The organism is Marmoricola sp. URHA0025 HA25 (genome assembly GCF_054059435.1).
Genome location: NZ_JBSSCD010000001.1, coordinates 2,683,566 through 2,706,898 on the forward strand (window position 1 = coordinate 2,683,566; position 23,333 = coordinate 2,706,898).

A 23,333-nucleotide genomic window follows, 5' to 3' on the forward strand; every position below is an offset into this window, starting at 1 on the left:
GACCGGGCGTGACCGACGTCACGGCCCCTCGTTGGGCAGGCATGGAGCTCTCCAGACGCGGACTGCTGCGCTCGGCCGCAGCCCTCACCGGCGCCGCGGCCGCCGCCCCCCTCTACTCCTCGCTCGCGGAGTCGGCCGTCGCCGGCACGACGAGCGCCGCCGCGACGACCCTCGCCGGCACCTACGGCCGGGGCGCGCCCGACGCCAAGGGCTACACGAAGATCGTCCGCCTGCCCGGTGAGCCGCACCTGGTCCGCACCGACCTCGGGATTCCCGCGGCACCGGGACGGGTGACCTCGCGACGGCCGCTGCTGGCCTTCGCCCAGCTCAGCGACGTGCACGTCGTCGACCACCAGTCGCCGGCGCGCGTGGAGTGGCTCGACCGGTTCGAGGACCCCAACGACCTGAGCCTGAACCCCGGGCTCCTCGACGCGGCGTACCGGCCGCAGGAGATGCTCAGCACCCAGGTGATGGACGCGATGGTGCGCACCGTGAACGCCGCCGAGACCGGTCCGGTCACCGATCTCCCGCTCGCGTTCCTCATCGAAACGGGGGACAACTCCGACAACTGCCAGCGCAACGAGGTCCGCTGGAACATCGACATCCTCGACGGCAAGGCCGGCATCAGGCCGGACAGCGGTGCGTACTCGCGCTACGACGGCGTGATGGACGGCAACATCCTCTACTACGACACGCACTACTGGCACCCGGGCGGCACGCCGCTGCTCAAGCAGGACGACATCTACCGCGCGCAGCACGGCTTCCCGCGCATCCCGGCCCTGCTGGACGCTGCCCGGGCGCCGTTCGACGCGGTCGGGGTGAAGATGCCGTGGTTCACCTGCTTCGGCAACCACGACGGCCTCATGCAGGGCAACTTCCCGGCCAACAGCACCCAGCTCGGAGCGCTCGCCACCGGCAACCTGAAGGTGATGAGCAGCCCACTCGGGCTGAGCCAGTCTGACGTGATCAACGCCCTCGAGCGGCAGGACCTCGACGGGATCATCGACAACCTCCTGCTCTCCCCGCTCGCACGGATCGTCCCCGGCGACCCCGCCCGCAGGGTGATCAGCCGCGCGCAGATCATCGCCGAGCACTTCGACACGACGGGCACGCCGGTCGGACACGGCTACACCGACGCGAACCGGCAGAACGGCACGGCGTACTACACCTTCGACCGGGGGCCGTTCCGCTTCGTCGTGATGGACTCGGTCAACCCGAACGGGTACGCCGACGGCTCCCTGGACCAGGCGCAGTTCGCCTGGCTCCAGACCACCGTCTCGTCGGCCGCGGGCAAGGCCGTGATCGTCTTCAGCCACCACACGTCCGACACGATGGGCAACCCGCTGGTGCTCACCGGCCTCGACGCGAGCCCGCGGGTCCTCGGTCCGGACGTCACCAGCTTCCTGCTCTCGCAGCCACGGGTGATCGCGTGGGTCAACGGCCACACCCACCGCAACCAGATCACGCCGCACGCGCGCGCGGACGGCAGCGGCGGCTTCTGGGAGATCAACACCGCCTCGCACATCGACTTCCCCCAGCAGGGGCGACTGATCGAGGTGGTCGACAACGGCGACGGCACCTACTCGATCTTCACGACGGTCATCGACCACGCGGGTCCGGCCGACTACGCCGGCGTGCTCTCCAACCCGGTCAACCTGGCCGGGCTGTCCCGCGAGCTCTCGGTCAACGACCCGCAGGCCAACATCGCCCCGCGCTCGGGTCCGGTGCTGGCGCGCAACACCGAGCTGCTCCTCGCGACGCCTCCCGAGCTGCGCGGCGCCCATCCGGCTCCGGTCACCTCGGCCGTGCCGCAGGGCGTCGCCGTCGGCTGATCCGGTAGGACGCTCAGGCCTCGACGGCGGCCAGCTGACCGCAGGCACCGTCGATCTCGCGTCCGCGCGTGTCCCGGACGGTGGTCGGCACGCCCTTCGCCTCGAGGCGGCGGACGAACTCCTTCTCGTCGCGCGGGTCCGACGCGGTCCACTTCGAGCCGGGCGTCGGGTTGAGCGGGATCAGGTTCACGTGGACCCAGCCCCAACGGGAGTCGTCCTGCGGGCCGAAGCCGTGGAGCACGTCCGCGAGCAGGTCGGCACGCCAGGCCTGGTCATTGATCCCGCGCATCATCGCGTACTCGATGGAGACCCGGCGCTTGGTACGGCGGGCGTAGTCCCACGCCGCCTCCACGGTCTCGGCGACCGAGAACCGGGTGTTGATCGGGACCAGCTCGTTGCGCAGCTCGTCGTCCGGGGCGTGCAGGGAGAGCGCCAGCGTCACGGGGATGCCCTCGTCGGCGAGCTGCCTCATCCGCGGGACGAGGCCGACCGTGCTCACCGTGATCCCGCGGGCGGACATGCCGAGCCCGTCCGGCGTCCGGTCGGTGAGGCGGCGTACGGCGCCCATGACGGCGTTGTAGTTGGCCATCGGCTCGCCCATGCCCATGAAGACCACGTTCGACACGCGCCCCGGGCCGCCGGGGACCTCGCCGCGGGCCAGCGCACGCGCGCCCGCGACCACCTGCTCGACGATCTCGGCGGTGGACATGTTGCGCTGCAGCCCGCCCTGCCCGGTCGCGCAGAACGGGCAGGCCATCCCGCAGCCGGCCTGGCTGGAGACGCACATCGTGGTCCGGCCGGGGTAGCGCATCAGCACCGACTCGACCAGTGCTCCGTCGAAGAGCCTCCACAGCGTCTTGCGGGTCGTGCCCCTGTCCGCCTCGAGCGTGCGCAGAGGCGTCATCAGGTCGGGAAGAAGGCCGGCGACGAGCTCGTCGCGCTGGCCGGCGGGCAGGTCGGTCATCTCGGCCGGGTCGTCGACCAGCCGTGAGAAGTAGTGGGTCGAGAGCTGCTTCGCGCGGAACCCCGGCAGGCCCAGCTCCTCGAGCCGCGCCTTGCGCTCGGCCGGCGTCAGGTCCGCGAGGTGCCGGGGTGGCTTGCCGCGGCCCTTGGGCTCCTCGAACACGAGGGGGAGGGTCTTGATCGGTTCTGACATGACCGGGTGATTCTCCCATCCGGAGGGGCGGGGGCCCAATTCACTACTGGCGTAGTGAATTGCCCGCTTCCCGTACGCGATTCCGGTCGGGAAGCCCGCATTCTGGTGTGGCTGCGGGGAAGGCAGCGGTGTTGAACTTTTCCCAGGACCTCCGCGTGGTGTCAGATGTGGAGGTGGTCCATTCGCCCGACCTGGACGAGCAGCTGATGCGCACCGCGTGCGAGCAACATGCCGACGCGCTGTGGAGCTTCTGCCTGCGGCTCACGCGGGGCGACGCGGCCCGCGCCGAGGACATCGCCCAGGAGACGCTGCTCCGGGCGTGGCGTCACCCCAGCGTGCTGGGTCGTGAGCCCGACGGGGTCCGCGCATGGCTGTTCACCGTCGCTCGCAACGTCTCGATCGACTCGTGGCGCGCACGCTCGGTCCGGCCGGAGGACAGCACCGACCCGGTCGACCTCGAGCAGGCGGTCCCCGACCGGACCGACGACGTGCTCCAGCAGTGGCTCGTCGTCGATGCCCTGCGCTCGATCAGCCCGGACCACCGCGCCGCGATCGTCGAGTGCTACTACGGCGGCCAGACCGTCGCCGAGGCGGCCGAGCGGCTCGGCGTACCGCCGGGGACGGTGAAGTCGCGGCTGCACTACGGCATGCGCGCGCTCCGGCTCGCGCTCGAGGAACGGGGGGTGACCCGATGAGCGTCACCTGCGACTCGGCCGCCGCCTACGTGCTCGGCGCGCTGCCGGCCTCCGAGCGGCCTGCCTTCGAGGCGCACCTGGCCGGCTGCCCCGACTGCCGCCAGTCCGTCGCCGAGCTGGCCGGCATCCCGGGCCTTCTCGCCCGCGTCTCCACCGACGACCTCGCCGACCCGGTGCCGGTGCCGGACACGCTGGTGCCCCGACTGCTGCGCGCCGTACGCCGGTCCAGCCGCCGGCGCCGCCTCCTGGTGGCATCGTTGGGCGCAGCCGCGGTGGTCCTCGCGGTCGCAGGCACGGCCGTGGTGGTCGACCGCTCCGGCAACGACGGGGCCGGTGCGCCGATGACCGCGATGAAGGCGGTCGTGAGCAGCCCGGTGACCGCCCGTGCGACGTTCGTCCGCCACCCGTGGGGCACAGAGATCGACATGGAGTGCCGGTACGCCGACAGCTCCCCGTGGTCGCGGCCCTACGACCTCGTCGCGGTCGACGACAAGGGCACGTCCTACGACCTCGCCACGTGGGTCGTCGGCCCCGGCAAGACCGCCTCGGTCAGCGGCTCGGTGCCCGTGCAGCCCGAGCACATCGACAGGCTCGAGATCCGGTTGTCCTCGGGCACACCGCTGCTGCGGCTCTCGCCGAGCTGACCTCAGTTGAACACGAGGTAGTGCAGCAGCAACCAGATCGGTGCGATCGTCGCCAGCAGCGAGTCGATCCGGTCCATCAGGCCTCCGTGGCCCGGGATGATCTGGCTCATGTCCTTGATGCCGAGGTCACGCTTCATGACCGACTCGACCAGGTCGCCCAGCGTCGCCATCACCACGGCGATGAGGCCGAGCGCGACGCCGACCCACCACTCTCCGTCGAGCCAGTACATCAGGCCCACGCCGGCCCCGACGCAGGCGGCCGCCGAGCCGGCGAAGCCCTCCCAGGACTTCTTGGGTGAGATGACCGGGGCCATCGGGTGCCGGCCGAACAGGACCCCGGCGACGTACCCACCGATGTCCGAGGCGATCGTGAGCAGGATGAAGGCGCAGATCCCCTTGACGCCGTCGTCGAGGTGATCGGTCGTCGTCCAGTCCCCGCCCTCCGCGAGCAGCAGCGCGACGAACGAGCCCAGGAAGGGGACGTAGATCAGGGTGAACACGGCCGCGGTGGCGTTCTGGACGAAGCCGTCCACCCCGCGACGCAGCAGCCACAACATCACCACCAGGGCGGTCACCGCGGTGGCGGTCACCAGCGCCGGCGCGCCCCAGAAGTACGCGACGGCAACCATCACCACACCGCCGACCATCAGCGGCTGCTCGGGGATGTCCACCCCCTTGGCCGCAAGACCCCGGTGCAGCTCCCAGATCGCGACCACGACGGCCGCCGCGACAATGAGCATGAAAGCGCTCTTGAAGAAGAACAGCGAGCCGGCGATCGCGACGAGGAGCACGACGGCAGAGCCGACCGCCGCCGGCAGGTTGCGGCCTGCGCGGCCGTAGTCCTTGCCGGGTGCGGGTGAGGTCGCGCCGGTGGTCGTCATCGTGGGCTCAGACCTCGAGGAGCTCCGCTTCCTTGTTCCGCAGCAGCTCGTCGATCTGGTCGGTGTGCTTCTTGGTCGTCGAGTCCAGTCGCTTCTCCGCGCCGGTGACGTCGTCCTTGCCGACCTCGCCGTCCTTCTCCAGCCGCTCGAGCTCCTGCTTCGCGTGCCGGCGGATGTTGCGGACCGCGACGCGGCCCTCCTCGGCCTTCGTGCGGGCGACCTTGATGTACTCCTTGCGGCGCTCTTCGGTGAGCTCGGGGAACACGCAGCGGATCACCTTGCCGTCGTTGGACGGGTTGACGCCGAGGTCGGACTCGCGGATCGCCTTCTCGATGGCCGGCATCGCGTTCGCGTCGAACGGTGCCACGAGGATGATCCGCGCCTCCTGCGAGGTGAACGACGCCAGCTGCTGGATCGGGGTCTGGGTGCCGTAGTAGTCGGCGGTGAGCTTGGCGAACATGGCCGGGTTGGCCCGCCCGGCGCGGATCGCGGCGAACTCCTCACGCGCGACGCCGACGGCCTTGTCCATCTTCTGGTCGGCCTCGTTGAGGGTCTCGTTGATCACAGGCTCTCCTTGTTTCCGCTGGTGTGTGCGCTGCTCACCAGGGTGCCGATCTTCTCACCCTGGACCACCCTGAGGATGTTTCCCTCGGGCTCCATGCCGAATACGACCATGGGCAGGTCGTTCTCCATGCACAGGGCGAAGGCGGTGGCGTCGGCGACCTTGAGCCCGGAGGCGAGCGCCTCCTGGAAGGTCAGCTCGTCGTACTTGATCGCGTGCGGGTCCTTGTGCGGGTCGGCGCTGTAGACGCCGTCGACGCCGTTCTTGCCCATCAGCACGACCTCGCACTTGGTCTCCAGCGCGCGCTGCGCGGCGACGGTGTCGGTCGAGAAGTACGGCATGCCCGCGCCGGCACCGAAGATCACGACGCGGCCCTTCTCCAGGTGCCGGATCGCGCGACGCGGGATGTACGGCTCGGCGACCTGGCCCATGGTGATGGCGGTCTGGACGCGGGTCTCGATGCCTTCCTTCTCGAGGAAGTCCTGGAGCGCCAGGCAGTTCATCACGATGCCGAGCATGCCCATGTAGTCGGCGCGTGCCCGGTCCATGCCGCGCTGCTGGAGCTCGGCGCCGCGGAAGAAGTTGCCGCCGCCCGTGACGACCGCGACCTCGACGCCGGCACGCTGCACCGATGCGATCTCGCGGGCGATCGTGGCCACGACGTCGGGGTCGACGCCGACCTTGCCGCCGCCGAACACCTCGCCGGACAGCTTGAGGAGCACCCGCTTGTACGTCATCTCGTCTCCCCTGCCGCCATCGGTTGGCCGAGCCTGTCCGGACCAGGCGCGTGCGGGCGCACGAAGGCCGGTCCGATGATCGTTCTCGGGCTCATCGGACCGGCCTCCTCGTGCTCGTTTGTCGAAACCTAACGGATCCGGACCGGGTCAGGCACCGACCTCGAAGCGCGCGAAGCGCTTGACCGTCGTGCCGGCCTCGTCGAGGACCTGCTTGACGCTCTTCTTCGACTCGGTCACCGACTCCTGCTCGAGCAGGACGATCTCCTTGAAGAACCCGCCCAGCCGGCCCTCCACGATCTTCGCGACCGCGGCCTCGGGCTTGCCCTCCTCGAGCGTCTTCTTCTCCAGGACGTCCTTCTCGGCAGCGACGACGTCGGCGGGGACCTCGTCGCGGGTGAGGTACTGCGGCTTCATCGCCGCGACCTGCATCGCGGCTGCGCGCGCGGCGGCCTCGTTGCCGTCGTACTCGACCATGACGCCGACCGCGGGCGGCAGGTCGGCCGCACGCTTGTGGAGGTAGACGACGGAGGGACCCTCGAAGTACGCCACCTCGCCGAGCTCGATCTTCTCGCCGATGGTGATCGCGAGGCTCTCGACGATGTCACCGACGGTCCTGCCGTCGATCGCGACCGCCTTGAGCGTGTCGATGTCACCGGCCTTGGCGGCGTTGGCGGCGTCGGCGATCCGCTGGGCGGTGGCGACGAAGTCCTCGTTCTTGGCCACGAAGTCGGTCTCGCTCTTGAGCTCGACCAGGGCTCCGCCGGATGCCGCGACCAGGCCGGCAGTGGCCTCGCGCTCGCCGGCGCGCTTCTCGGCCTTCGCCTGGCCCTTCACCCGGAGGATCTCGACGGCCTTGTCGAAGTCGCCGTCGGCCTCCTCGAGGGCCTTCTTGGCATCCATCATCCCCGCGGCGGTCTGGTCGCGGAGCTTCTTGACGTCGGCAGCGGTGATCGCCACGCCTCAGTCCTCCTTCGTCTCTTCGGTGGTCGCCGTGTCCGTGGCAGCGGTCTCGGCCGCCTCCGCAGGAGCCTCGGCGACGGCGTCTGCCGGGGCCTCGGTCACGGCCTCTGCCGGAGCCTCGGTCACGGCCTCTGCCGGAGCCTCGGTCACGGCCTCTGCCGGAGCCTCGGTCACGGCCGGAGCCTCGGTCACGGCCTCGGCGGCTGCGGCGGCCTCGGGCGCCTCGGCGGCCGCACCCGTCGACTCAGCAGCGGGTGTGGTCTCGGTGGCGACGTCGCCACCGGTCGCCTCGACGGCCGCCTTGTCGGCCTGGCCCTCGAGCAGGTCGCGCTCCCAGTCGGCCAGCGGCTCGTCGGAGCCGATCGCCTTGGCGTCACCCTCGGTCCGGGCGCCGGAGCGCGCGATGAGACCGTCGGCGACGGCGTCGGCAACGACCCGGGTCAGCAGGCCGACTGCGCGGATCGCGTCGTCGTTGCCCGGGATCGGGTAGTCGACCACGTCGGGGTCGCAGTTGGAGTCCAGGATCGCGATGATCGGGATGCGCAGCTTGCGGGCCTCCTCGACGGCGAGGTGCTCCTTGTTCGTGTCGACGATCCACACCGCGGACGGCGTACGGCCCATCTCGCGGATGCCGCCGAGGGTCTTGTCGAGCTTGACGTGCTCCCGCTTCATCTGCAGGAGCTCCTTCTTCGTGCGGCCCGAGCCTGCGACGGTCTCGAAGTCGACGTCGTCGAGCTCCTTGAGCCGGTTGATCCGCTGGCTCATGGTCTGGAAGTTGGTGAGCATGCCACCGAGCCAGCGCTGGTTGACGTAGGGCATCCCGACTCGGGTGGCCTGCTCGGCGATCGACTCCTGCGCCTGCTTCTTGGTCCCGATGAACATGATCGTGCCGCCCTTGGCCACGGTGTCCTTGATGAACGCGTAGCTGGTGTCGATGTAGGACAGCGACTGCTGCAGGTCGATGATGTAGATGCCGTTGCGCTCGGTCATGATGAAGCGCTTCATCTTGGGGTTCCAGCGACGGGTCTGGTGCCCGAAGTGGACGCCGCTCTCGAGGAGCTGGCGCATGGTGACGACGGCCATGCCGTTGGTTTCCTTCTGTTCGGGTCCGGGCACGGCTGAGCGCCCGAACCAAATTTTCAGTTCGTTGCAGCGAGCGGGTGCTCGTTGCCCTGACGCCCGTGCGCGATCCGACCCGACGCTGGATCACTCCAACGGGGGACCGAGGACCGTCGCCCTCCCGCGAAGGAGCCGGAGGAAAACGGGCGTGCGAAGTCAACCCGGATGGGTTGCTGGAGGCAGTCTAGCCGTCGGGCGCAGGGGTGTCGAAACGGCCGTGGCCACCGTGACCGCCGCCGTCCACAGCCCTGCCGCCGCGCTCGCTGTCCACAGCCGTGGACGTCTGCGTCGCGCTCGCTGTCCCGGGCGCCGACGCTGGCCCGCATGAAGGCCTTCCTGCTCGTCCTCCTGCTCCTCGCGGCGATGGCTGCGGCTCCGGGCGAGGCCCGCGCCGAGGCGACCGGGCCCGCCGTGTGGCCGCTCGACCCGGCCCCGGCGGTCGTACGCCGGTTCGACCCGCCGGACACGGCCTGGGGTGCGGGACACCGGGGCGTCGACCTGCTCGGTCGACCGGGTCAGGAGGTCCGCACGGCCCTCGCGGGGACCGTCACGTTCGCGGGCACCCTCGCCGGGCGAGGGGTCGTCGTGGTCTCCCACGGCGCCACCCGGACGACGTACGAGCCGGTCGATGCGACAGTCGCGGTGGGCGACACGCTGCCCACCGGCGGCCCCATCGGCATCCTGCAGACAGGTCTCAGCCACTGCTTCCCGCAGACCTGCCTGCACTGGGGGCTGCTCCGCGGCGAGACCTACCTCGACCCGCTCTCGTTGCTGGGCCACGCGCCGGTGCGGCTGCTCCCGCTCCTCCTGCTCGCCGCGGTCATGCCCTGGGGTGCGCCAGCTGGTACGCCTTTCGCAGCCGCTCTGCCGTGACGTGGGTGTAGACCTGAGTGGTCGCGAGCGACGCGTGCCCGAGCAGCTCCTGGACCGTGCGGAGGTCGGCGCCGCCCTCGAGCAGGTGGGTGGCCGCCGTGTGCCGCAGGCCGTGCGGTCCGAGATCCGGAGCACCCGGTACGTCGGCCAGCCGGCGGTGCACCATGCTGCGCACCGCGCGCTGGTCGACGCGACCGCCGCGCGCGCCGAGGAACAGCGCCGCACCTGCGCCGGGCGCCACGAGGCGCGGCCGCGCCTCGTCGAGCCAGCGGCCCAGGGCCACATCGGCCGGCAGGCCGTAGGGCACGGTGCGCTCCTTGCGGCCCTTGCCGAAGACCCGGACCACCCGGCGCGACCGGTCGACGTCGTCGAGGTCGAGGCCGCAGAGCTCACCGACGCGGATGCCGGTCGCGTACAGCAGCTCGAGGATCGCCACGTCCCGCAGTCCCACGGCGCTGCCGTCGTCGGCTGCGGCAGCGGCCGCGTCGAGGAGGGCTCGCGCCTGGGCGACGTCCAGGGCTGACGGCAGCGGGCGGTGTGCCTTCGGGCTGCCGAGCTGGGCGCCGGCATCGACGCCGGCCCGGCCCGTCCGCAGGGCCCAGGCCGTGAACACGCGCACGGCGGTCGCCCTGCGCGCCATCGTCGTCCGGGCCTTGCCGAGGGTCTGCTGGTTGGCCAGCCAGCTGCGCAGCGCGCGCACGTCGAGCTCGTCGAGAGAGACCAGCCCGAGCGCCCGGGCGTGGGCCAGCATCCCGGTCACGTCGCCGAGGTAGGCGCGGACGGTGTGGGGCGTGAGGTCACGCTCGGAGACCAGATGGCGCTCGTAGGCCGCCAGCGCGACGGCGAACTCCTCCGGGAGCTCCTCGGGCAGGTCGGTCACCCGGCCAGCGTACGAAGTGCGGCAGCGATCAGCCGGGAGGCGCGAGGCGCCATCGGCCGCTCGCGTGCTCGACGAAGCCGGCGCTGTGGAGGCCGAGGAGCGTCGCCTCCACGCGGTGGGGAGCGAGTCCCGCGGCGTGGGCGATCTGGGCCGACCGCGCCCCGCGCTGCACGGGGACTGCGTCGAGGACCTGGCGCTGCTCCGTGCTGAGCAGGTCGCGTGGCCGCGCCGCTTCCTGCACGTGACCCTTCGTGTGCGCTCCGACGGGGGCGACTGCCTCGAGCACGTCGTGTCCGTCGGTCACCAGGAGCGCGCCGCGCACGCGGATCAGCTGGTGGACGCCGGCCGAGGGTGCGCTGGTCACCGGCCCGGGCACCCCCATCAGCAGCCGGCTCAGTCCGGCAGCCCAGTTCGCCGTGTTGAGCGCACCGCTGCGGATCGCTGCCTCGACCACGACGGTGCCCTGGGCCAGCGCGGCGATGATCCGGTTGCGCGCCAGGAAGCGGATCCTGGTCGGAGCGCACCCGGGAGCCGCCTCGCTCACCACGAGTCCCACGTCGGCGATGTAGTCGAGCAGGCGCTTGTGGGCGAGCGGGTAGGCGCGGTCAACGCCACAGGCCAGGACGGCAACGGTCGGCCCGTCGACCGCAAGCGCCCCGCGATGGGCCGCGTTGTCGATGCCGAAGGCCGCGCCGGAGACGACCGTGTGCCCCGCCTCCCCCAGGGTGGCCGCGATGTCGCCCGCCACCGAGCCGCCGTAGGTCGTGGCCGACCTGGAGCCGACGACGGCCACCGCCCTCCCGGTGAGCTCGTCCAGCCGACCGGGGCCCTTGACCCACAGGCCCAGCGGGACCCCGCCACGCTCGTGGAGGCACGGCGCGTGGGCGAGGTCGTCGACCGCGACCGGCCACTCGCTGTCGGTCGGGGTCACGAAGCGGATCCCCTGGCGCGCAGCGCGATCGAGCTCCTCGTCCGGGTCGGCGCGCGCCAGCCGGGCCGCGAGGTCGTCCTTGAGGTCGCCCTGCGCTCCCTGGGTGCGCAGCCCTGCGAGGACGGCCTCGGCCCCCAGCTCGGAGACCAGGCCGGTCAGGCGCGGATCGCCGGGCTCACCGACGCGGCTCAGCACGACCCGGGCGGCGCGCTCGGGGTCGACCCGGGTCGCGGTCACGCCGCCCCTCCGAGCATCGCGAGGTCGAGAGGCAGGGCCGAGCGCAGCCGGAGCGCGACCTCGACCTCGTCCGGACCCGGCCGGTCGAGTCCTCGCAGGTCGGCGACCGACCAACTGACGCGGTGCACGCGGGTCGCGCCTCGACGGGTCAGCATGCCGGCGTAGACCTCCTTGTCGAGCCGCTGCGCGGCCGCCGGATCGACGGGCCAGCGCTCGCGCAGCAGCGGGCCGGGCACGTGGGCGTTGAGCCGCCACGGCGTGCCGTCGTAGCGCGAGCGCTGACGCTGCCGTGCGGCGGTCACCCGTGCGAGCACGGTCGCCGACGACTCGGGCTGGGCGAGCTTGTCGTGAAGCTCGCGCTCCTTGACCGGCTCCACGAAGCGGGTGATGTCGATGCGGTCGGCGATGGGCCCTGAGAGCTTGCGGCGGTACTCGCGTCTCCTGACCTCGCTGCAGGTGCACCGGTTGTCTCGATGGGCCGGATGAAATTCGCCACAGGGGCATGGGTTGGCTGCGAGGACGAGCATCCCGGCTGCGGGGTAGGTCGCGTCCTCGTCACCGCGGGCGATGGTGATCTCGCCGCTCTCGAGCGGCTGGCGGAGCGCTTCGACGATGTCGCTCGGCAGGAGCGGGAACTCGTCGAGGAAGAGCACACCGAGATGGGCCTTGCTCACCTCGCCCGGTCGCACCCGCCCACTGCCGCCGCCCAGGATGCCGGCACGGGACGCGGAGTGGTGCGGGGCGCGGAACGGCGGCCGGGTCAGCACAGGCGTCGTCGCCGGCAGGGCCCCGCACAGCGAGTGGATCGCCGTCAGCTCCAGGGACTCCTCCGGGCTGAGGTCGGGCAGGATCGTGGGAAGTCGTTCGGCGAGCGTGGTCTTGCCGGCACCCTTCGGGCCGGTCAGCAGCATGTGGTGGCCGCCGACCGCCGCGACCTCCAGTGCGTAGCGCGCGTCCTCCATGCCGAGCACGTCGACCAGGTCGACGTCCTCGAGCCGGGCCTCGCCCCGCCAGCTGAGCAGGAGCTGCCCGGTCGGCGGCTCGACCGGCGGCGCCTCCGGGATCTCCTCGTCGCCGTTGAGCAGCGCGACGACCTGGCGCAGCGAGCGCACGCCGTACGCCTCCATCCCCGGCACGAGCGCGGCCTCCCCGACCTGGGGCTCCGGCACGATCACGCGCGTGATGCCTCTCGCCGACGCCGACATCACCATCGGGAGCACACCGGGCACGCAGCGCAGGCGGCCGTCGAGGGTGAGCTCCCCGATCAGCACGACACCGTCCAGCGCTCCGGCCGGGAACTGGACCTCGCTCGCCGCGAGCACCCCGACCGCGATCGCGAGGTCGAAGTGCGGCCCCCGCTTGGGCAGGTCGGCCGGCGAGAGGAGGATCGTGATCCGCCGGCTGGTCGGCCACCTGTAGTCGCTGTTCTCGATCGCTGCCCGGCAACGGTCGCGGGCCTCGTTGATCGACGCGTCCGGCCGCCCGACGAGGTTCGTGGCGATCTGCCCCTGGGTGACGTCGACCTGCACGTCGATCACGTGGCCGACGGCACCCTGCAACGACACCGTGCGCGTGCTCGCCCACATCAGCCGCGCCCCCGCATCAGCCCAGTCCTCGCAGGTGCTCGACCTCGGCGGCGCCGCGCAGCGACCGGACGACGGCCACCACGTCGAACCTCACGTCGGCGGCGACCACGCCCCGCTCCTGCATCCACCGGTCGGCCAGCCGGACGAGCCGCTCGGTCTTGGTCGCGTCGACCGCCGCCAGCGGGTGCCCGTACGCCGTGCCGGTGCGCGTCTTCACCTCGCAGAACACGAGCGCGTCACCGTCGCGGAGCACGAGATCGAGCTCGCCCGCGTCGCACCGCCAGTTGCGGTCGACCACCCTCATCCCGAGATCGGCGAGGTAGCGCGCAGCCACCCGTTCGCCGTACGCACCGAGTGCGCCGTTCTGCCTGCCTGTGCTCACCGGACCACCTCCGCACCGGAGGCTTCCGCAGGCCGCGACCCGGGCGCACCCGGAACCGCCTCGCCTGTGCAGACCTGCCCCGCAGAACGGGTCTGTACACGCGAAACGGCCCCAGGCCCGAGCTCAGCCGCCGGCCCGGCGGGCGCGGAAGACGTCGGTCAGGTCACCGCACCAGCCGGACGACCTTCGGCCCGGTCCCGAGGTAGTCGGTCATCGGTCCGTCGTAGTTGTCGGGTGGCGCCGGCAGTGCCGTCGGCTCGATGGTCATGAAGCGCAGTGCACGCAGGGTGTCGCCGGCCGCGTTCATCAGCAGTCCGTGGTCGTCGTCCGGGCTGATCCCGAGCAGCGCCTTCACCCAGGCGTCGACGATGTCGAGCACCATGTCGACCTGGTCGAGGTAGTGCGGCGCGTCCTGGGTGATGAAGATCGGACGGTAGGTCAGCACCGGGTAGTAGTTCGCGCTGTTCGGCGCCACCGGGCTGGAGATGACCGGCACCCACATGAACCGCGCGGACCTGTAGAGACCCGGCAGCAACGCGCTGTCGGGCGTCACCGCGGGAACTCCTGGGGTGAGGTAGGTGCTCAGGTTGAAGAACATCGGCTCGGTGAGCAGGTTCACCCGGTCCGGCTTCACGAAGTCGGTGAAGTGGTCGTCGTTGATCTGCTCTCCGGGGAAGCCCGGAAGCGTGAAGGAGCGGCTGCAGGGCGAAGAGCTCGTGCAGACCAGCCGGCCCGCGGCCGTGTAGGAACTGCTGTGCGTCGAGTTGTTGGCCGGGATGGTCTCCGACGGGCCGATCATCCCGTCGGTGAACTCCTTGTAGGTGTTCGCACCCTGCTCGGGCATCACGCAGTTCGGCTCCGGGTGCACGCCGCCGTTGTCGTAGATGTTCGGCATCTGGTTGTTGCACGAGACCAGGGCGGTGGCGTCGTTGAGCGCGTTGAGCATGCTCGGCACGCTGTTGACCGATCCGGTGTTGACCGTGAGCAGGTTCGGGTTGGGCGCGATCGGGTGGTCCACCCCCGCCTTGAGGCTGTAGTCGAGGTTGCCGGGCGTGCCGACCTGGAGGTCGCGTGGGGTCTTCAGCAGGCGGGCACAGCCGAGGAGGTCCTGGGTCACGCCGGGAAGCTGGACGTTGAACTCGACATCGGTCTTCGAGTACACGTAGTTCGACGAGCCCACCGCCTTGACGCCCACCCGCACCTTCCACGTGCCGACCTTGTTGAAGACCGCCGTCGGGATGGGGGCCACTCCGGTGCCCAGCAGGCTGAGCAGGCTCACCGGCGTCAGGTCCGAGTACGGCAGCGACGCGACAGTGGCGCCGGTCTGGTCGCCCTGCGCGAAGACGAGCCTGATCGCCGGTCCGAGGCCGAGCACCACGGTGCCCCACCCGTTGCCGGTCCAGGTGACCGGTCCAGGGTCGATCCCCTGGATCGCCGACGTCACGCTCGGCACGTTCACTGCGATCGAGTTCGAGGTGCTCATCGACGTCGGCCACTTGGTGACGACGTTGTCGATCTTGATCGGCCCCGGGGCGATGTAGTTCAGCGGCAGGATGCCGGTCAGCGCGTTGCCGATGCCGCCGGGGAGGTTCATGGCCGCGCTGAGCAGGCAGTTCAGCGACAGCGACATCGGGGTGACGGAGCCTGGTGAACCCACGCGTGCGGTGGCTGTCTTCGTCTGCATCGAACCGGACCGGCCCGCCACGGCTCCCAGTCCGAAGTCGATCTTGGCGGCAGGCGTGGTGACCTGCACGTAGGTGCCGGTCCCGCCATCGATGCTGGGGAACGTCACGTTCCCGGCGGACAGGAGCCGGCTGGCGTAGGAGTTGAACGCGGAGCTGCCTGACTCGGGGGAGCTCGGGCAGCTGGGCATGGTGGTATCCACCTCGGTCTGCCCGTAGACCTCGTTGCAGACGATGTAGTAGGCGGCCGCCTTCGCGACCTGGAGCTTGCCCGCGTCGTCGTACGCCGGGAGGTAGTGCGCCGCGAACACTGCAGCCTGGTCGGCCTGACCCTGCAGGTTGCCGCGACGGGCCCAGGTGTTGCCGAGGTCAACGGCGAGCGCGCCGGCGGCGAGCATCGCGGTCGCGGTGATCGCGGTCATGACCGCGATGAGGCCACTCTGGTCATCGCGTCGATCGAGAAGTCGCCTGATCATGTCAGCAGCCCGCCGTGGTCAGCTTGACGTTGTCGAGCCGGTACGTCGCTTCGGACAAGAGCTTTCCTCCGTTGGGAAGCGGGACAAGCCCGCCGAGGTCGAATGACGTCTGCAGGCCGATCGACACAGACACGTCGACTCCGACCGTCGGGAGCGCGTCGACCACCGTGACGCCGATCGCGCTCAGCGGAAGGTCGGAGTCCACGAGCCCGGTGATAGACGGAAGGGCATTCTTGACCGTGGTCTTCACGCGGTCGATCAGCTGGGCGCAGTTGAAGGTGCCGACGATGTTCTGCAGGGGCAGCCGGCTCGACAGCGGCTCGACCTTCTGGGCCTGCCAGAAGTAGCTGCCGTAACTGATGATCCCGAGCACGAGGGGGATCAGGAAGAACGAGATGACCAGTCCCGCTTCGACTGCTGCAGCACCTCGCTCGGTGCGCCCCGCGCCTCGGGTGCTCATGAGCAGTCCAGGGCGCTGGGCGGAATGTTCTCGACCCGAGCGGTGGCCACCTCGGTGATCCGGCCGCCGCCGGGGATCGGCAGCAACGTGGGCGCCAGGGTCTCGGCCGTGACGGTGACCTCGACCAGGTCACCGACGACGGCAGTGTTGCTGGCGTTCAGGTAACGCATCGCCACCGCCACGTTCTTGCCAGCGCTGCTCGCCTTGCCCACCGCCTGGGTCTGGGTACACGCCCACTTGGTGCCCACCGCGAGCTGGCGGGCGGACTCGCGCGCACTCGCCGCCGCCGTGGAACGACCCCAGAAGTAGGTGCCGTACTGGATGACCCCGAAGATCGCCGCGAACACCACCGGAAAGATCAGCGCGAACTCGACGGCGACGGCACCACGCTCGGACCGGCACGATCGTGCAGTGAACATCCCCATGTCTCCCTCTCCCCCGTGCTAGCAGAGAATAAGGGAATTGGTAGGAAATGTCCGCTTTGGTCTAGTTTGAGGTAGACCAGTCCCTCAGCCGACCAGTCGGACGATCGCACCTCCCAGGGACGGGTCGTAGTCGGTGGTCTCGGACTCCTCCTCGGTGGGCAGGGCGTCGCGGTTGAAGGTGAACACGTGCAGCACCTTGACGGAATTGCCGTTGATCTCCAGCCCGTTCGCACTCGTGGCAGCGGTGGTCTGCGTCTCGTCGGTGATGAAGCCCGGGACGAACTGCCTGATCGGCTGGAAGCTCTTCTGTGCCCGGTCGGAGGCGTAGACCACCGGCATCCACACGAACCGCGGCGAGTCCATCACCGCCGCGTCGAGCATCGACGTGGTCACCCCGGTCGCCGAGGTGATGTCGGCGAGCGTGGCGTGATCGCGCAGGTAGCACGAGAGCACGTCGTTGTTGATGACGTGTGCGTCCATCGTGACGTCGCTGCGGCCCGGGCAGCTGGTGTGCCCGTGGGCGACATCGAGGCGTCCGGGAGTGCCGTCGCCGAGCCCGGCGACGAGTCCGTCGTACGTCTTCGGACCGTCGTTGCCGGTGTCGCCGACGATGCAGTTGTTGCCGTTCCGGGCGGTGTCGTCGAGCTGCGAGCCGGGGAGCGGGCTCGCCGGCTCGTCGCACTGCTTGCGCTCTGCCACCGCGTCGGGGAACTTGTACTCGACGAGCCGGTGGTCGATGCCCAAGGCGATGTTGCGGGCGAACCGCGTCTGCTTCGAGCCGCCCTCGTGGCGGGGGCTGTCGAGCTGGCCGAAGTTGCCACGTTCCTGCCCGAGGCAGCCCACGGAGATGCCGGTGTCGACGGCTGTCGGCGTCGCCGATGGCGTGGCCGTAGGCGCGGGACCGCCCGTGACCCGGATCACCAGATGGTTGCTCGAGTAGGTGAACGAGTTGTTCTTCTCCGCGAGCGCGTAGACGTACCAGTCGCCCGCGATCGCCGACACGTCGAACCCGCTCACCTGGAACTGCGGCAGGCTGAGGCCGCTGCCGCTGATCGTCTGGGCAGCGAAGTCGACGTACGCCGTCCCGCTCGGCGGGTAGGCACGCAGGGTGATCTTCTTGACGCCGCCGCCACTCAGGCCGCTGACGCTGTACCCGTTGACCTGAGTGGTCCCGCCGAAGCCGACATCCGTGACCGCTGCACCGTTGAGCGTGTGGCCGCCCACCTGGGCCGGGTCGGGGACGAACCGCGGTGCGGCCGTAGCAGTGGCCGTCGCCGTGGGAGTGGCGGTCGGCGTCGCGCTGGGCAGGCTGCCACCCTGCGTGGTGTCGGCTTGCGTCGGACCGTATCCGCACCCGGTGGGCAGCCAGAACGGGATGCCCTTCTTCGACGGGAGGAGCGAGGAGACGACCCTGACGGTCGCCTCTCGCTGCACGTGGGTCTTGTCGATACCGATGACCGACGCGAAGCCGAAGTCGACCTCGGCCTGCGGTGCGAGGACCCGCATCTGGGTGCACTTGTCGGAGCAGGGCGTCCCGTCGTTGTTCTGGAAGATCACCTCGCCGTTGGTGAGGTCGTTGTCCACCAGCTGTGCGCCGGTGACCGTCGCCTGGCCCTGCGCGCGGTTGTCCGCGTCGCTGAGGAAGCCGGCGACCTTGCCGGCGATCGTCAGCTTGTTGGTCGCGGTCATCGGCAGCATCCATCCGGCGCTGAGGGCACTCACGTCGACCTGCTTCTGGACGGCCCGCCCGCGGGCCCAGGCGTTGCCGAGGTCGACCGCGAGGGCTGCGCAGCCGAAGAGCAGCACCGAGAGCAGCGCGACCATGATGGCCACCGTCCCGCGCTCCGTGCGCGTGCGCGCGCGCCGCCAGATCATGAGCACCCCTCGGGCGGGTGGTCGCGGTCGTAGCGCTCGATCCGGGCTTCCGCCGTCGAGGTGACCAGGCCGTCATGGATGAACGGAACGAACGGGAAGTGCATGTCAACGCTCTTGAACTGCACGGAGATCCGGACGGTGTCGCCCTCGGTCAGTCCCTCACCCTCGGAGTCCGTGTCGGCGTAGGAACGAGTGACCGTCGCCGTGGAGCCAGTGCCGCTCACGCCGTCGACCTGACCTCGTACGGCGGACCTGAACGCCGTGCAGGTCTTCGTCGCCGTGTCGCCGACAGCTGCCATCCGCGCCGCGCTCCGGGCGATGTCGCTGCCACCCTGCATCGACCAGAAGTAGAGGCCGTACTGGACCGCGCCGAAGAGCAGCACGAGCAGCGGCATCATCACCAGCGCGAACTCGACCGCAGCGGCCCCGTGTTGCGCACGCCCGTGGTGCACACGTGTGCGGCTTGCCACCGGTACCCGCCCGCAATTGACCATATAGGCAGAATAGTGGCAAATGTCCGTTTTAGATCGGTTTTCGAAATATGGCCACAGCCGCCACGTGAGCCGCTCGGACTTGGACTCAGTCGACGAGGTGGACGATCGGGTTCCCGACTCCGAGGAAATCGATCAACGGGATGTCGCCGTCCTGAGGCAGGGCCTCCCGATTGAAGAAGAACACCTTGATCTGCGTGATGCCGCTGCTGTTGACCATGATGCCATTGCTGGCGCTCGCGGCCGTCCCTGGCTTCTCGTCGGTGATGAACGCCGGCCGGAAGTCGATGATCGAGTACTTGTTGGAACCGCCCGACGGGGCGACCTTCAAGACCGGCACGTAGCCGACGCGCGGCGAGTTGAGCAGGTCGGCGGTGAACGCCGGCCCACCGCTGTACGTCGAGCTCTGCACGTCAGCGAGCTGCTTACCGGGCAGCAGGTAGCAGCTGAGCGTGTCGTTGTTGATCGTGTAGTCGCGGCCACTCAGGTGCACCGTCCGGCTCGCGCTCCCGCCCCCGGGGGCGCATCCGGTATGCGTCGGTGCGGTCGTCAGCAGGCCGTGGCCCGAGTTGTACATGATGAAACCCTGGTCGGCGTCGCCGGTCGTGACGCCTGTGACGGTGTCCACGCAGTTCGTGTCGGGCTTCAGCGGGGTGGCGCCGCCACCGGTCGACACCACGGCGAAGTTCACTCCGTCGACGCAGGTGCCCGGGGGCGAGGCGGTGTGGGTCCTCGCCCAGTCGTGCACCACCAGGTGGAGGGGATCCTGCAGGCCGTTCGCAATGTTCTTGTACAGCTGCTGGGCCGTCGGCACGTCGGTGCGCGGCAGCTTGATCGTGCCGAAGTTGCCGGCCGTCGGATCAGAGTCGCACTCGAGGACGGTGCGCCCGACAGCCAAGGGCTGAGCCTCGGACCGAGGCGTCCACTTCCCCGAGCCGTTGTTGAACGCCCGCACGTACCAGGTCGTCTCGACCTGGGCGACCGAGTTGGGGATGTTCATCCCGAGCTGGCCCCCGGCATTCGTGGTGTACGGCGTCACCAGCGGCGTCTGGGTGCTGTCCGAGGCGGACCAGAACACGGGTTGTTCGACGACTGCGGCGGGACTGGTGTCGTCGCCACGGAAGAATCCGAACTTGGTCAGGTTCTTCCACGCCGTGGAGTTGATGAGCATGGTGTTGCCGGTCGAGTTGAGGGGCAGCGCGGCCACGGTGTTCGCCGCGGAGTCCTTGACGACCAGGCTCCCGTCGATGACCTTGTTCTGGCTGTCACTGTCGCCGTCGAACGCCAAGGGCGGCACAGCCGTTGAGCCGGACGCGGGATCGGTCAGCGCCTGTTGGCCCCAGTCGCACCCAGAGACCGCGAACATCGGGAAGATCCGGGGGCCCGGGCTGAACACACCGACGGTGGCCCTCGACTGAACGTCCGTGCCGTCGACGCCAAACACCTTCGCAAAGCTGAAGTTGACCGAGGTCCGCGGGGCTGTGACCTGGAGCCGGCCCCGGGCGGTGAACCGCACCTCACCGTTGACCAGGCAAGCTACGGTGGGCGTTGCCGGGCAGTCGGTCAGTTGCGCAGTCGTCACGCAGTTGTTGTCCACCCAGCAGGCGCGGTCGTCGTCCTCCGGCTGGTTGCTGTTCAGCGATGCGGCGACCTGCGCGGTGACGGCGGCCGGCACGATCGATCCGGCGGCGCCCGCAGCGATCGCCAGGGGGTTGGCCTGGCCCGCGTCGATGGCGGCGAAATCCGCCTGGTTCTGCGTGTCGGTTTTGCGCGAGATCGCGTTGCCGAGGTCCATGCCGAGCGCAGCGACCGACACCAGCAGCACGATCATCAGACCGAAGATCACCGCGAACGCTCCGCGCTCGTCGCGCGCTCTCCGATTCAGCTGCATGACCCGCTCGTATCCGTGTCCTCGAGTCGAGCATGCACGGTCTTGGTGATCTGGCCGTTGTGGGGCATGGGGATCAGTCCGAGGATGCTGCCGTCGGCCGTCAGCGTGATCGTGATGTCCGTGCCCCTGGTGGTGGGCATCGCCGACGGGTTCTTGTCGACACTGCTCACCATCGGCGCCTGGTTCTGGGCGAGAGTCAGGGCCTGGTTTCCGCTCCAGCAATCGCCCACCTGGAGGCGGCGTACGACGTTGCTCGCGGCGCCGCCGGTCGTCTGGGCCACGTAGAAGAACCAGCCGTACTGGATCATCCCGAAGACGAGCAGGATGAACGGAATCGAGATCAGGGCGAACTCGACTGCGGCGGTACCGCCGTCGTCTCGAGAAGCCCTTGCGCCCATCACTCTTCCCCCATACTTCTGTGTCGCTGCTTCCCGGCACCGGGCGCATGACAGCCGCGGTTGTTCACAATAACGACGAATTGCCCTGCAGGTACCGGGTTTGGGACCAATGGTCTAGACGGAGCCTCCGAACGGTCAGCGTTCGTTGACCGATGGTTCCGAATCGGACGATCCTCCCAACCGCCGCATCCGAGCCGAACGGTCGATGCCCTGACGCTCCGTGCCCGAGAGACTGGTCGACCAGATCCGACTCAGGTCGGACACGCGAGCGACGTGGGAGCGCCCGCGCGTCACGGAACGGCGGGGGGTCGGGAACGTGGTCGAACCGGGACTCCGGCGCGGTCTGTCCCGACCGTCGTGGCCGCGCACCGAGAGTGGGGCCGCGGCGGTCGAGTTCGCCCTGGTCAGCAGCATCCTGTTCCTCCTGGTCTTCGGCATCATCCAGTACGGGCTCTACTTCAACGACTCGCTCAGCACCCGGCAGGGCGTGCGTGAGGCGGTGCGCCAGGCGGTCGTCGAGAGCTTCTCCTTCCAGTCCGGATGTACGACGGGGGCGAACTCCGTCCAGCTTCGCTGCTCGACCGGCAAGGAGATCGGGGCCATCACCGGGTCCCCGCTGGTCAAGGTCGACGCCACGAACTGGCAGAAGGGCAAGCCGGTCGTGGTCTGCGCCATGGTCCACTCCGACGGCGTGATCGGCCTGCTGCCGATGCCGCACGGTGGCTGGATCCTCTCGAAGACCCAGATGTCGATCGAACAGGTGACGCAGGCAGGGACCTGGACGAACACCCAGGACGCAGCGCCCGCGAGCAGCCCCGGTTGGGGATGGTGCTGATGCCCGCCCGGCGCCGGGCGTCGTCCGCTCGTTCCCGGGAGGACGGGGCGGTCGCAGTCCTCGTGGCACTGTGTGCCGTGGCGCTGTTCGTCATTGCCGCACTGGTCGTCGACCTCGGGCTTGCCCGTGACACACGCCGGCAATCGCAGAACGCGGCGGACGCAGCTGCCCTGGCCGCGGTCAACGTGCTCTACCCGACGTCGGGCAAGTGCTCGGACGGCACGTCGACCCCGAGCTCCGGGTGCAAGCCCGACGCGGCTGCCGCCGCGAAGCAGTACGCCGAGGCGAACTTCGACCTCACTGCAGCGGACTGGGCAACCTGCGACACACCGCCGACCGGCTTCACGAGCGTCCCGACCTATCCCACGTGCATCTCCATCGACGCGATCGGGCGCCACGTGTGGGTCAATCTGCCCGCTCGGCACGTCAAGACCGGTCTCGGGAACTCGGCCGGCATCTCCGACGTACCGGTGGCGTCCGGAGCGCGCGCAACGGTCACTGTAGGCGCCCTGAGTAACTGCGGTCTGTGCATGCTCGGCGCCAACATGACCCACACGATCCAGAACGGCAACATCACCGTCGCCGGGACCAGTGTCCAGGCGAACGGGAACCTGAGCACCGCCAACAACGGTGCCGTGGCGGTCACCGGCGGCAGCGTGCAGGTGCAGGGCACCGCCGCGGGCAACATCAGCCCTGCCGCGACCACCGGTAGTCCGACGCTGGTCGACCCGCTGGCCGGCGTGCAGCTGCCGAGCGCCGCGAACAGCTGGTTCAACGTCCCGGCCGGGTTGAAGGCCAGTATCTGCACGCAGGGCCCGGGCTTCTACCAGAGCCCCACCATCGGCAACAACTGCGTGCTCCAGCCCGGTCTCTACGTCATCACCGGCGACCTTCACCTGTCCGGACAGAACTCCATCAACGCCACCGCCGGCGTCACCCTGTACTTCGCCTGCGGCACCTCACCCGCCCCGACCCCCTGCGCGTCCGGAGGCCAGGCAGGTGGCTCGATGACCTACACCGGCCAGGCCACCCTCTCCATCCACCCGCCGACGACCGGGCCGATGAAGGGCTTCTCGATCGTCGCCGATCGGAACAACACCTCTGACATCGAGCTGAAGGGCAACGGAGCCGGATCCGTGACCGGCACCATCGACGCCGCGAGCGCCGTCCTCGGATTCCGGGGCAACGGCGCTGGAGCGATGGACTCACTGGTCGTCGTCAAGGACGTCGACTTCCGCGGCAACCCGTCGACGATGTCGCTCGTTTACACCGGGTCAAACAACGCCGACCTGCCTCCGAGCGATCCCGCCCTGGACCGCTGAGCC

23 protein-coding genes are annotated in these 23,333 nt (G+C 69.8%); 6 read left to right on the plus strand and 17 right to left on the minus strand.

The window, feature by feature from the left end:
• Window positions 1–41 precede the first annotated feature (41 nt).
• Entirely contained in the window at window positions 42–1,832 is a 1,791-nt protein-coding gene (locus ACVW00_RS13170; RefSeq protein ID WP_457111353.1) for a TIGR03767 family metallophosphoesterase, read from the plus strand.
• A gap of 13 nt (window positions 1,833–1,845) precedes the next feature.
• Here ACVW00_RS13170 and rlmN read toward each other — a convergent pair whose 3' ends face one another.
• Window positions 1,846–2,988 (minus strand): 23S rRNA (adenine(2503)-C(2))-methyltransferase RlmN, encoded by a 1,143-nt coding sequence (rlmN, locus tag ACVW00_RS13175; RefSeq protein ID WP_457111354.1) that lies wholly within the window; start codon window positions 2,986–2,988, stop codon window positions 1,846–1,848.
• A gap of 155 nt (window positions 2,989–3,143) precedes the next feature.
• Here rlmN and ACVW00_RS13180 point away from each other — a divergent pair, with 155 nt between their 5' ends.
• Together ACVW00_RS13180 and ACVW00_RS13185 are read left to right on the plus strand one after the other, a co-directional pair.
• Entirely contained in the window at window positions 3,144–3,683 is a 540-nt protein-coding gene (locus tag ACVW00_RS13180) for a sigma-70 family RNA polymerase sigma factor (protein WP_457111355.1), read from the plus strand.
• Window positions 3,680–4,327 carry an anti-sigma factor family protein gene (locus ACVW00_RS13185; RefSeq protein ID WP_457111356.1) on the plus strand — a complete coding sequence of 216 codons (648 nt, stop codon included), beginning with the start codon at window positions 3,680–3,682 and terminating at the stop codon, window positions 4,325–4,327. The genes ACVW00_RS13180 and ACVW00_RS13185 overlap by 4 nt, the downstream gene beginning before the upstream one ends.
• 2 nt (window positions 4,328–4,329) lie before the next feature.
• Here ACVW00_RS13185 and ACVW00_RS13190 read toward each other — a convergent pair whose 3' ends face one another.
• The 5 genes from ACVW00_RS13190 to rpsB form a co-directional block, all read right to left on the minus strand.
• Complete coding sequence (locus tag ACVW00_RS13190) at window positions 4,330–5,208, minus strand: phosphatidate cytidylyltransferase (protein ID WP_457111357.1); 879 nt, start codon at window positions 5,206–5,208, stop codon at window positions 4,330–4,332.
• Window positions 5,209–5,215: 7 nt separating this feature from the next.
• Entirely contained in the window at window positions 5,216–5,770 is a 555-nt protein-coding gene (gene frr / locus ACVW00_RS13195) for a ribosome recycling factor (RefSeq protein WP_457113112.1), read from the minus strand.
• The gene (gene pyrH / locus ACVW00_RS13200) at window positions 5,770–6,507 is read right to left on the minus strand and encodes a UMP kinase (protein ID WP_457111358.1); all 738 of its coding nucleotides are present in this window, start codon (window positions 6,505–6,507) and stop codon (window positions 5,770–5,772) included. The genes frr and pyrH overlap by 1 nt, the downstream gene beginning before the upstream one ends.
• A gap of 147 nt (window positions 6,508–6,654) precedes the next feature.
• Window positions 6,655–7,464, minus strand: a complete 810-nt coding sequence (tsf, locus tag ACVW00_RS13205) for a translation elongation factor Ts (RefSeq protein WP_457111359.1) — start codon at window positions 7,462–7,464, stop codon at window positions 6,655–6,657.
• A 3-nt stretch (window positions 7,465–7,467) separates the two neighbouring features.
• Window positions 7,468–8,550, minus strand: a complete 1,083-nt coding sequence (rpsB, locus tag ACVW00_RS13210) for a 30S ribosomal protein S2 (protein WP_457111360.1) — start codon at window positions 8,548–8,550, stop codon at window positions 7,468–7,470.
• A 360-nt stretch (window positions 8,551–8,910) separates the two neighbouring features.
• Between rpsB and ACVW00_RS13215 the strand changes: the two genes are divergently transcribed.
• Window positions 8,911–9,459 (plus strand): murein hydrolase activator EnvC family protein, encoded by a 549-nt coding sequence (locus tag ACVW00_RS13215; protein WP_457111361.1) that lies wholly within the window; start codon window positions 8,911–8,913, stop codon window positions 9,457–9,459.
• On the opposite strand, the gene ACVW00_RS13220 is transcribed toward ACVW00_RS13215, so the two are convergent.
• From ACVW00_RS13220 to ACVW00_RS13270, 11 genes are all read right to left on the minus strand, one after another.
• Entirely contained in the window at window positions 9,407–10,339 is a 933-nt protein-coding gene (locus tag ACVW00_RS13220) for a tyrosine recombinase XerC (protein WP_457111362.1), read from the minus strand. The genes ACVW00_RS13215 and ACVW00_RS13220 overlap by 53 nt on opposite strands.
• A 28-nt stretch (window positions 10,340–10,367) precedes the next feature.
• Window positions 10,368–11,507 (minus strand): DNA-processing protein DprA, encoded by a 1,140-nt coding sequence (gene dprA, locus ACVW00_RS13225; protein WP_457111363.1) that lies wholly within the window; start codon window positions 11,505–11,507, stop codon window positions 10,368–10,370.
• On the minus strand, window positions 11,504–13,093 hold the full coding sequence (locus ACVW00_RS13230) for a YifB family Mg chelatase-like AAA ATPase (protein WP_457111364.1): 1,590 nt from the start codon (window positions 13,091–13,093) through the stop codon (window positions 11,504–11,506). The genes dprA and ACVW00_RS13230 overlap by 4 nt, the downstream gene beginning before the upstream one ends.
• Before the next feature lie 16 nt (window positions 13,094–13,109).
• Window positions 13,110–13,475: a YraN family protein gene (locus ACVW00_RS13235; RefSeq protein WP_457111365.1), complete on the minus strand. Its 366-nt coding sequence runs from the start codon at window positions 13,473–13,475 to the stop codon at window positions 13,110–13,112.
• A 163-nt stretch (window positions 13,476–13,638) separates the two neighbouring features.
• Entirely contained in the window at window positions 13,639–15,579 is a 1,941-nt protein-coding gene (locus tag ACVW00_RS13240; protein WP_457111366.1) for a hypothetical protein, read from the minus strand.
• Between the two features lie 55 nt (window positions 15,580–15,634).
• The gene (locus tag ACVW00_RS13245) at window positions 15,635–16,093 is read right to left on the minus strand and encodes a TadE/TadG family type IV pilus assembly protein (RefSeq protein WP_457111367.1); all 459 of its coding nucleotides are present in this window, start codon (window positions 16,091–16,093) and stop codon (window positions 15,635–15,637) included.
• The gene (locus ACVW00_RS13250) at window positions 16,090–16,512 is read right to left on the minus strand and encodes a TadE/TadG family type IV pilus assembly protein (protein ID WP_457111368.1); all 423 of its coding nucleotides are present in this window, start codon (window positions 16,510–16,512) and stop codon (window positions 16,090–16,092) included. Before ACVW00_RS13250 ends, ACVW00_RS13245 begins: the two co-directional genes overlap by 4 nt.
• A 90-nt stretch (window positions 16,513–16,602) precedes the next feature.
• Window positions 16,603–18,393 carry a hypothetical protein gene (locus tag ACVW00_RS13255; RefSeq protein ID WP_457111369.1) on the minus strand — a complete coding sequence of 597 codons (1,791 nt, stop codon included), beginning with the start codon at window positions 18,391–18,393 and terminating at the stop codon, window positions 16,603–16,605.
• Window positions 18,390–18,863, minus strand: a complete 474-nt coding sequence (locus ACVW00_RS13260; RefSeq protein WP_457111370.1) for a TadE/TadG family type IV pilus assembly protein — start codon at window positions 18,861–18,863, stop codon at window positions 18,390–18,392. The genes ACVW00_RS13255 and ACVW00_RS13260 overlap by 4 nt, the downstream gene beginning before the upstream one ends.
• Window positions 18,864–18,972: 109 nt before the next feature.
• Window positions 18,973–20,775 carry a pilus assembly protein TadG-related protein gene (locus tag ACVW00_RS13265; protein ID WP_457111371.1) on the minus strand — a complete coding sequence of 601 codons (1,803 nt, stop codon included), beginning with the start codon at window positions 20,773–20,775 and terminating at the stop codon, window positions 18,973–18,975.
• On the minus strand, window positions 20,766–21,173 hold the full coding sequence (locus ACVW00_RS13270; RefSeq protein WP_457111372.1) for a TadE family protein: 408 nt from the start codon (window positions 21,171–21,173) through the stop codon (window positions 20,766–20,768). The genes ACVW00_RS13265 and ACVW00_RS13270 overlap by 10 nt, the downstream gene beginning before the upstream one ends.
• 316 nt (window positions 21,174–21,489) lie before the next feature.
• Between ACVW00_RS13270 and ACVW00_RS13275 the strand changes: the two genes are divergently transcribed.
• On the plus strand, window positions 21,490–22,008 hold the full coding sequence (locus ACVW00_RS13275; protein ID WP_457111373.1) for a TadE/TadG family type IV pilus assembly protein: 519 nt from the start codon (window positions 21,490–21,492) through the stop codon (window positions 22,006–22,008).
• The gene (locus ACVW00_RS13280; protein ID WP_457111374.1) at window positions 22,008–23,330 is read left to right on the plus strand and encodes a pilus assembly protein TadG-related protein; all 1,323 of its coding nucleotides are present in this window, start codon (window positions 22,008–22,010) and stop codon (window positions 23,328–23,330) included. Before ACVW00_RS13275 ends, ACVW00_RS13280 begins: the two co-directional genes overlap by 1 nt.
• Window positions 23,331–23,333: the final 3 nt, after the last annotated feature.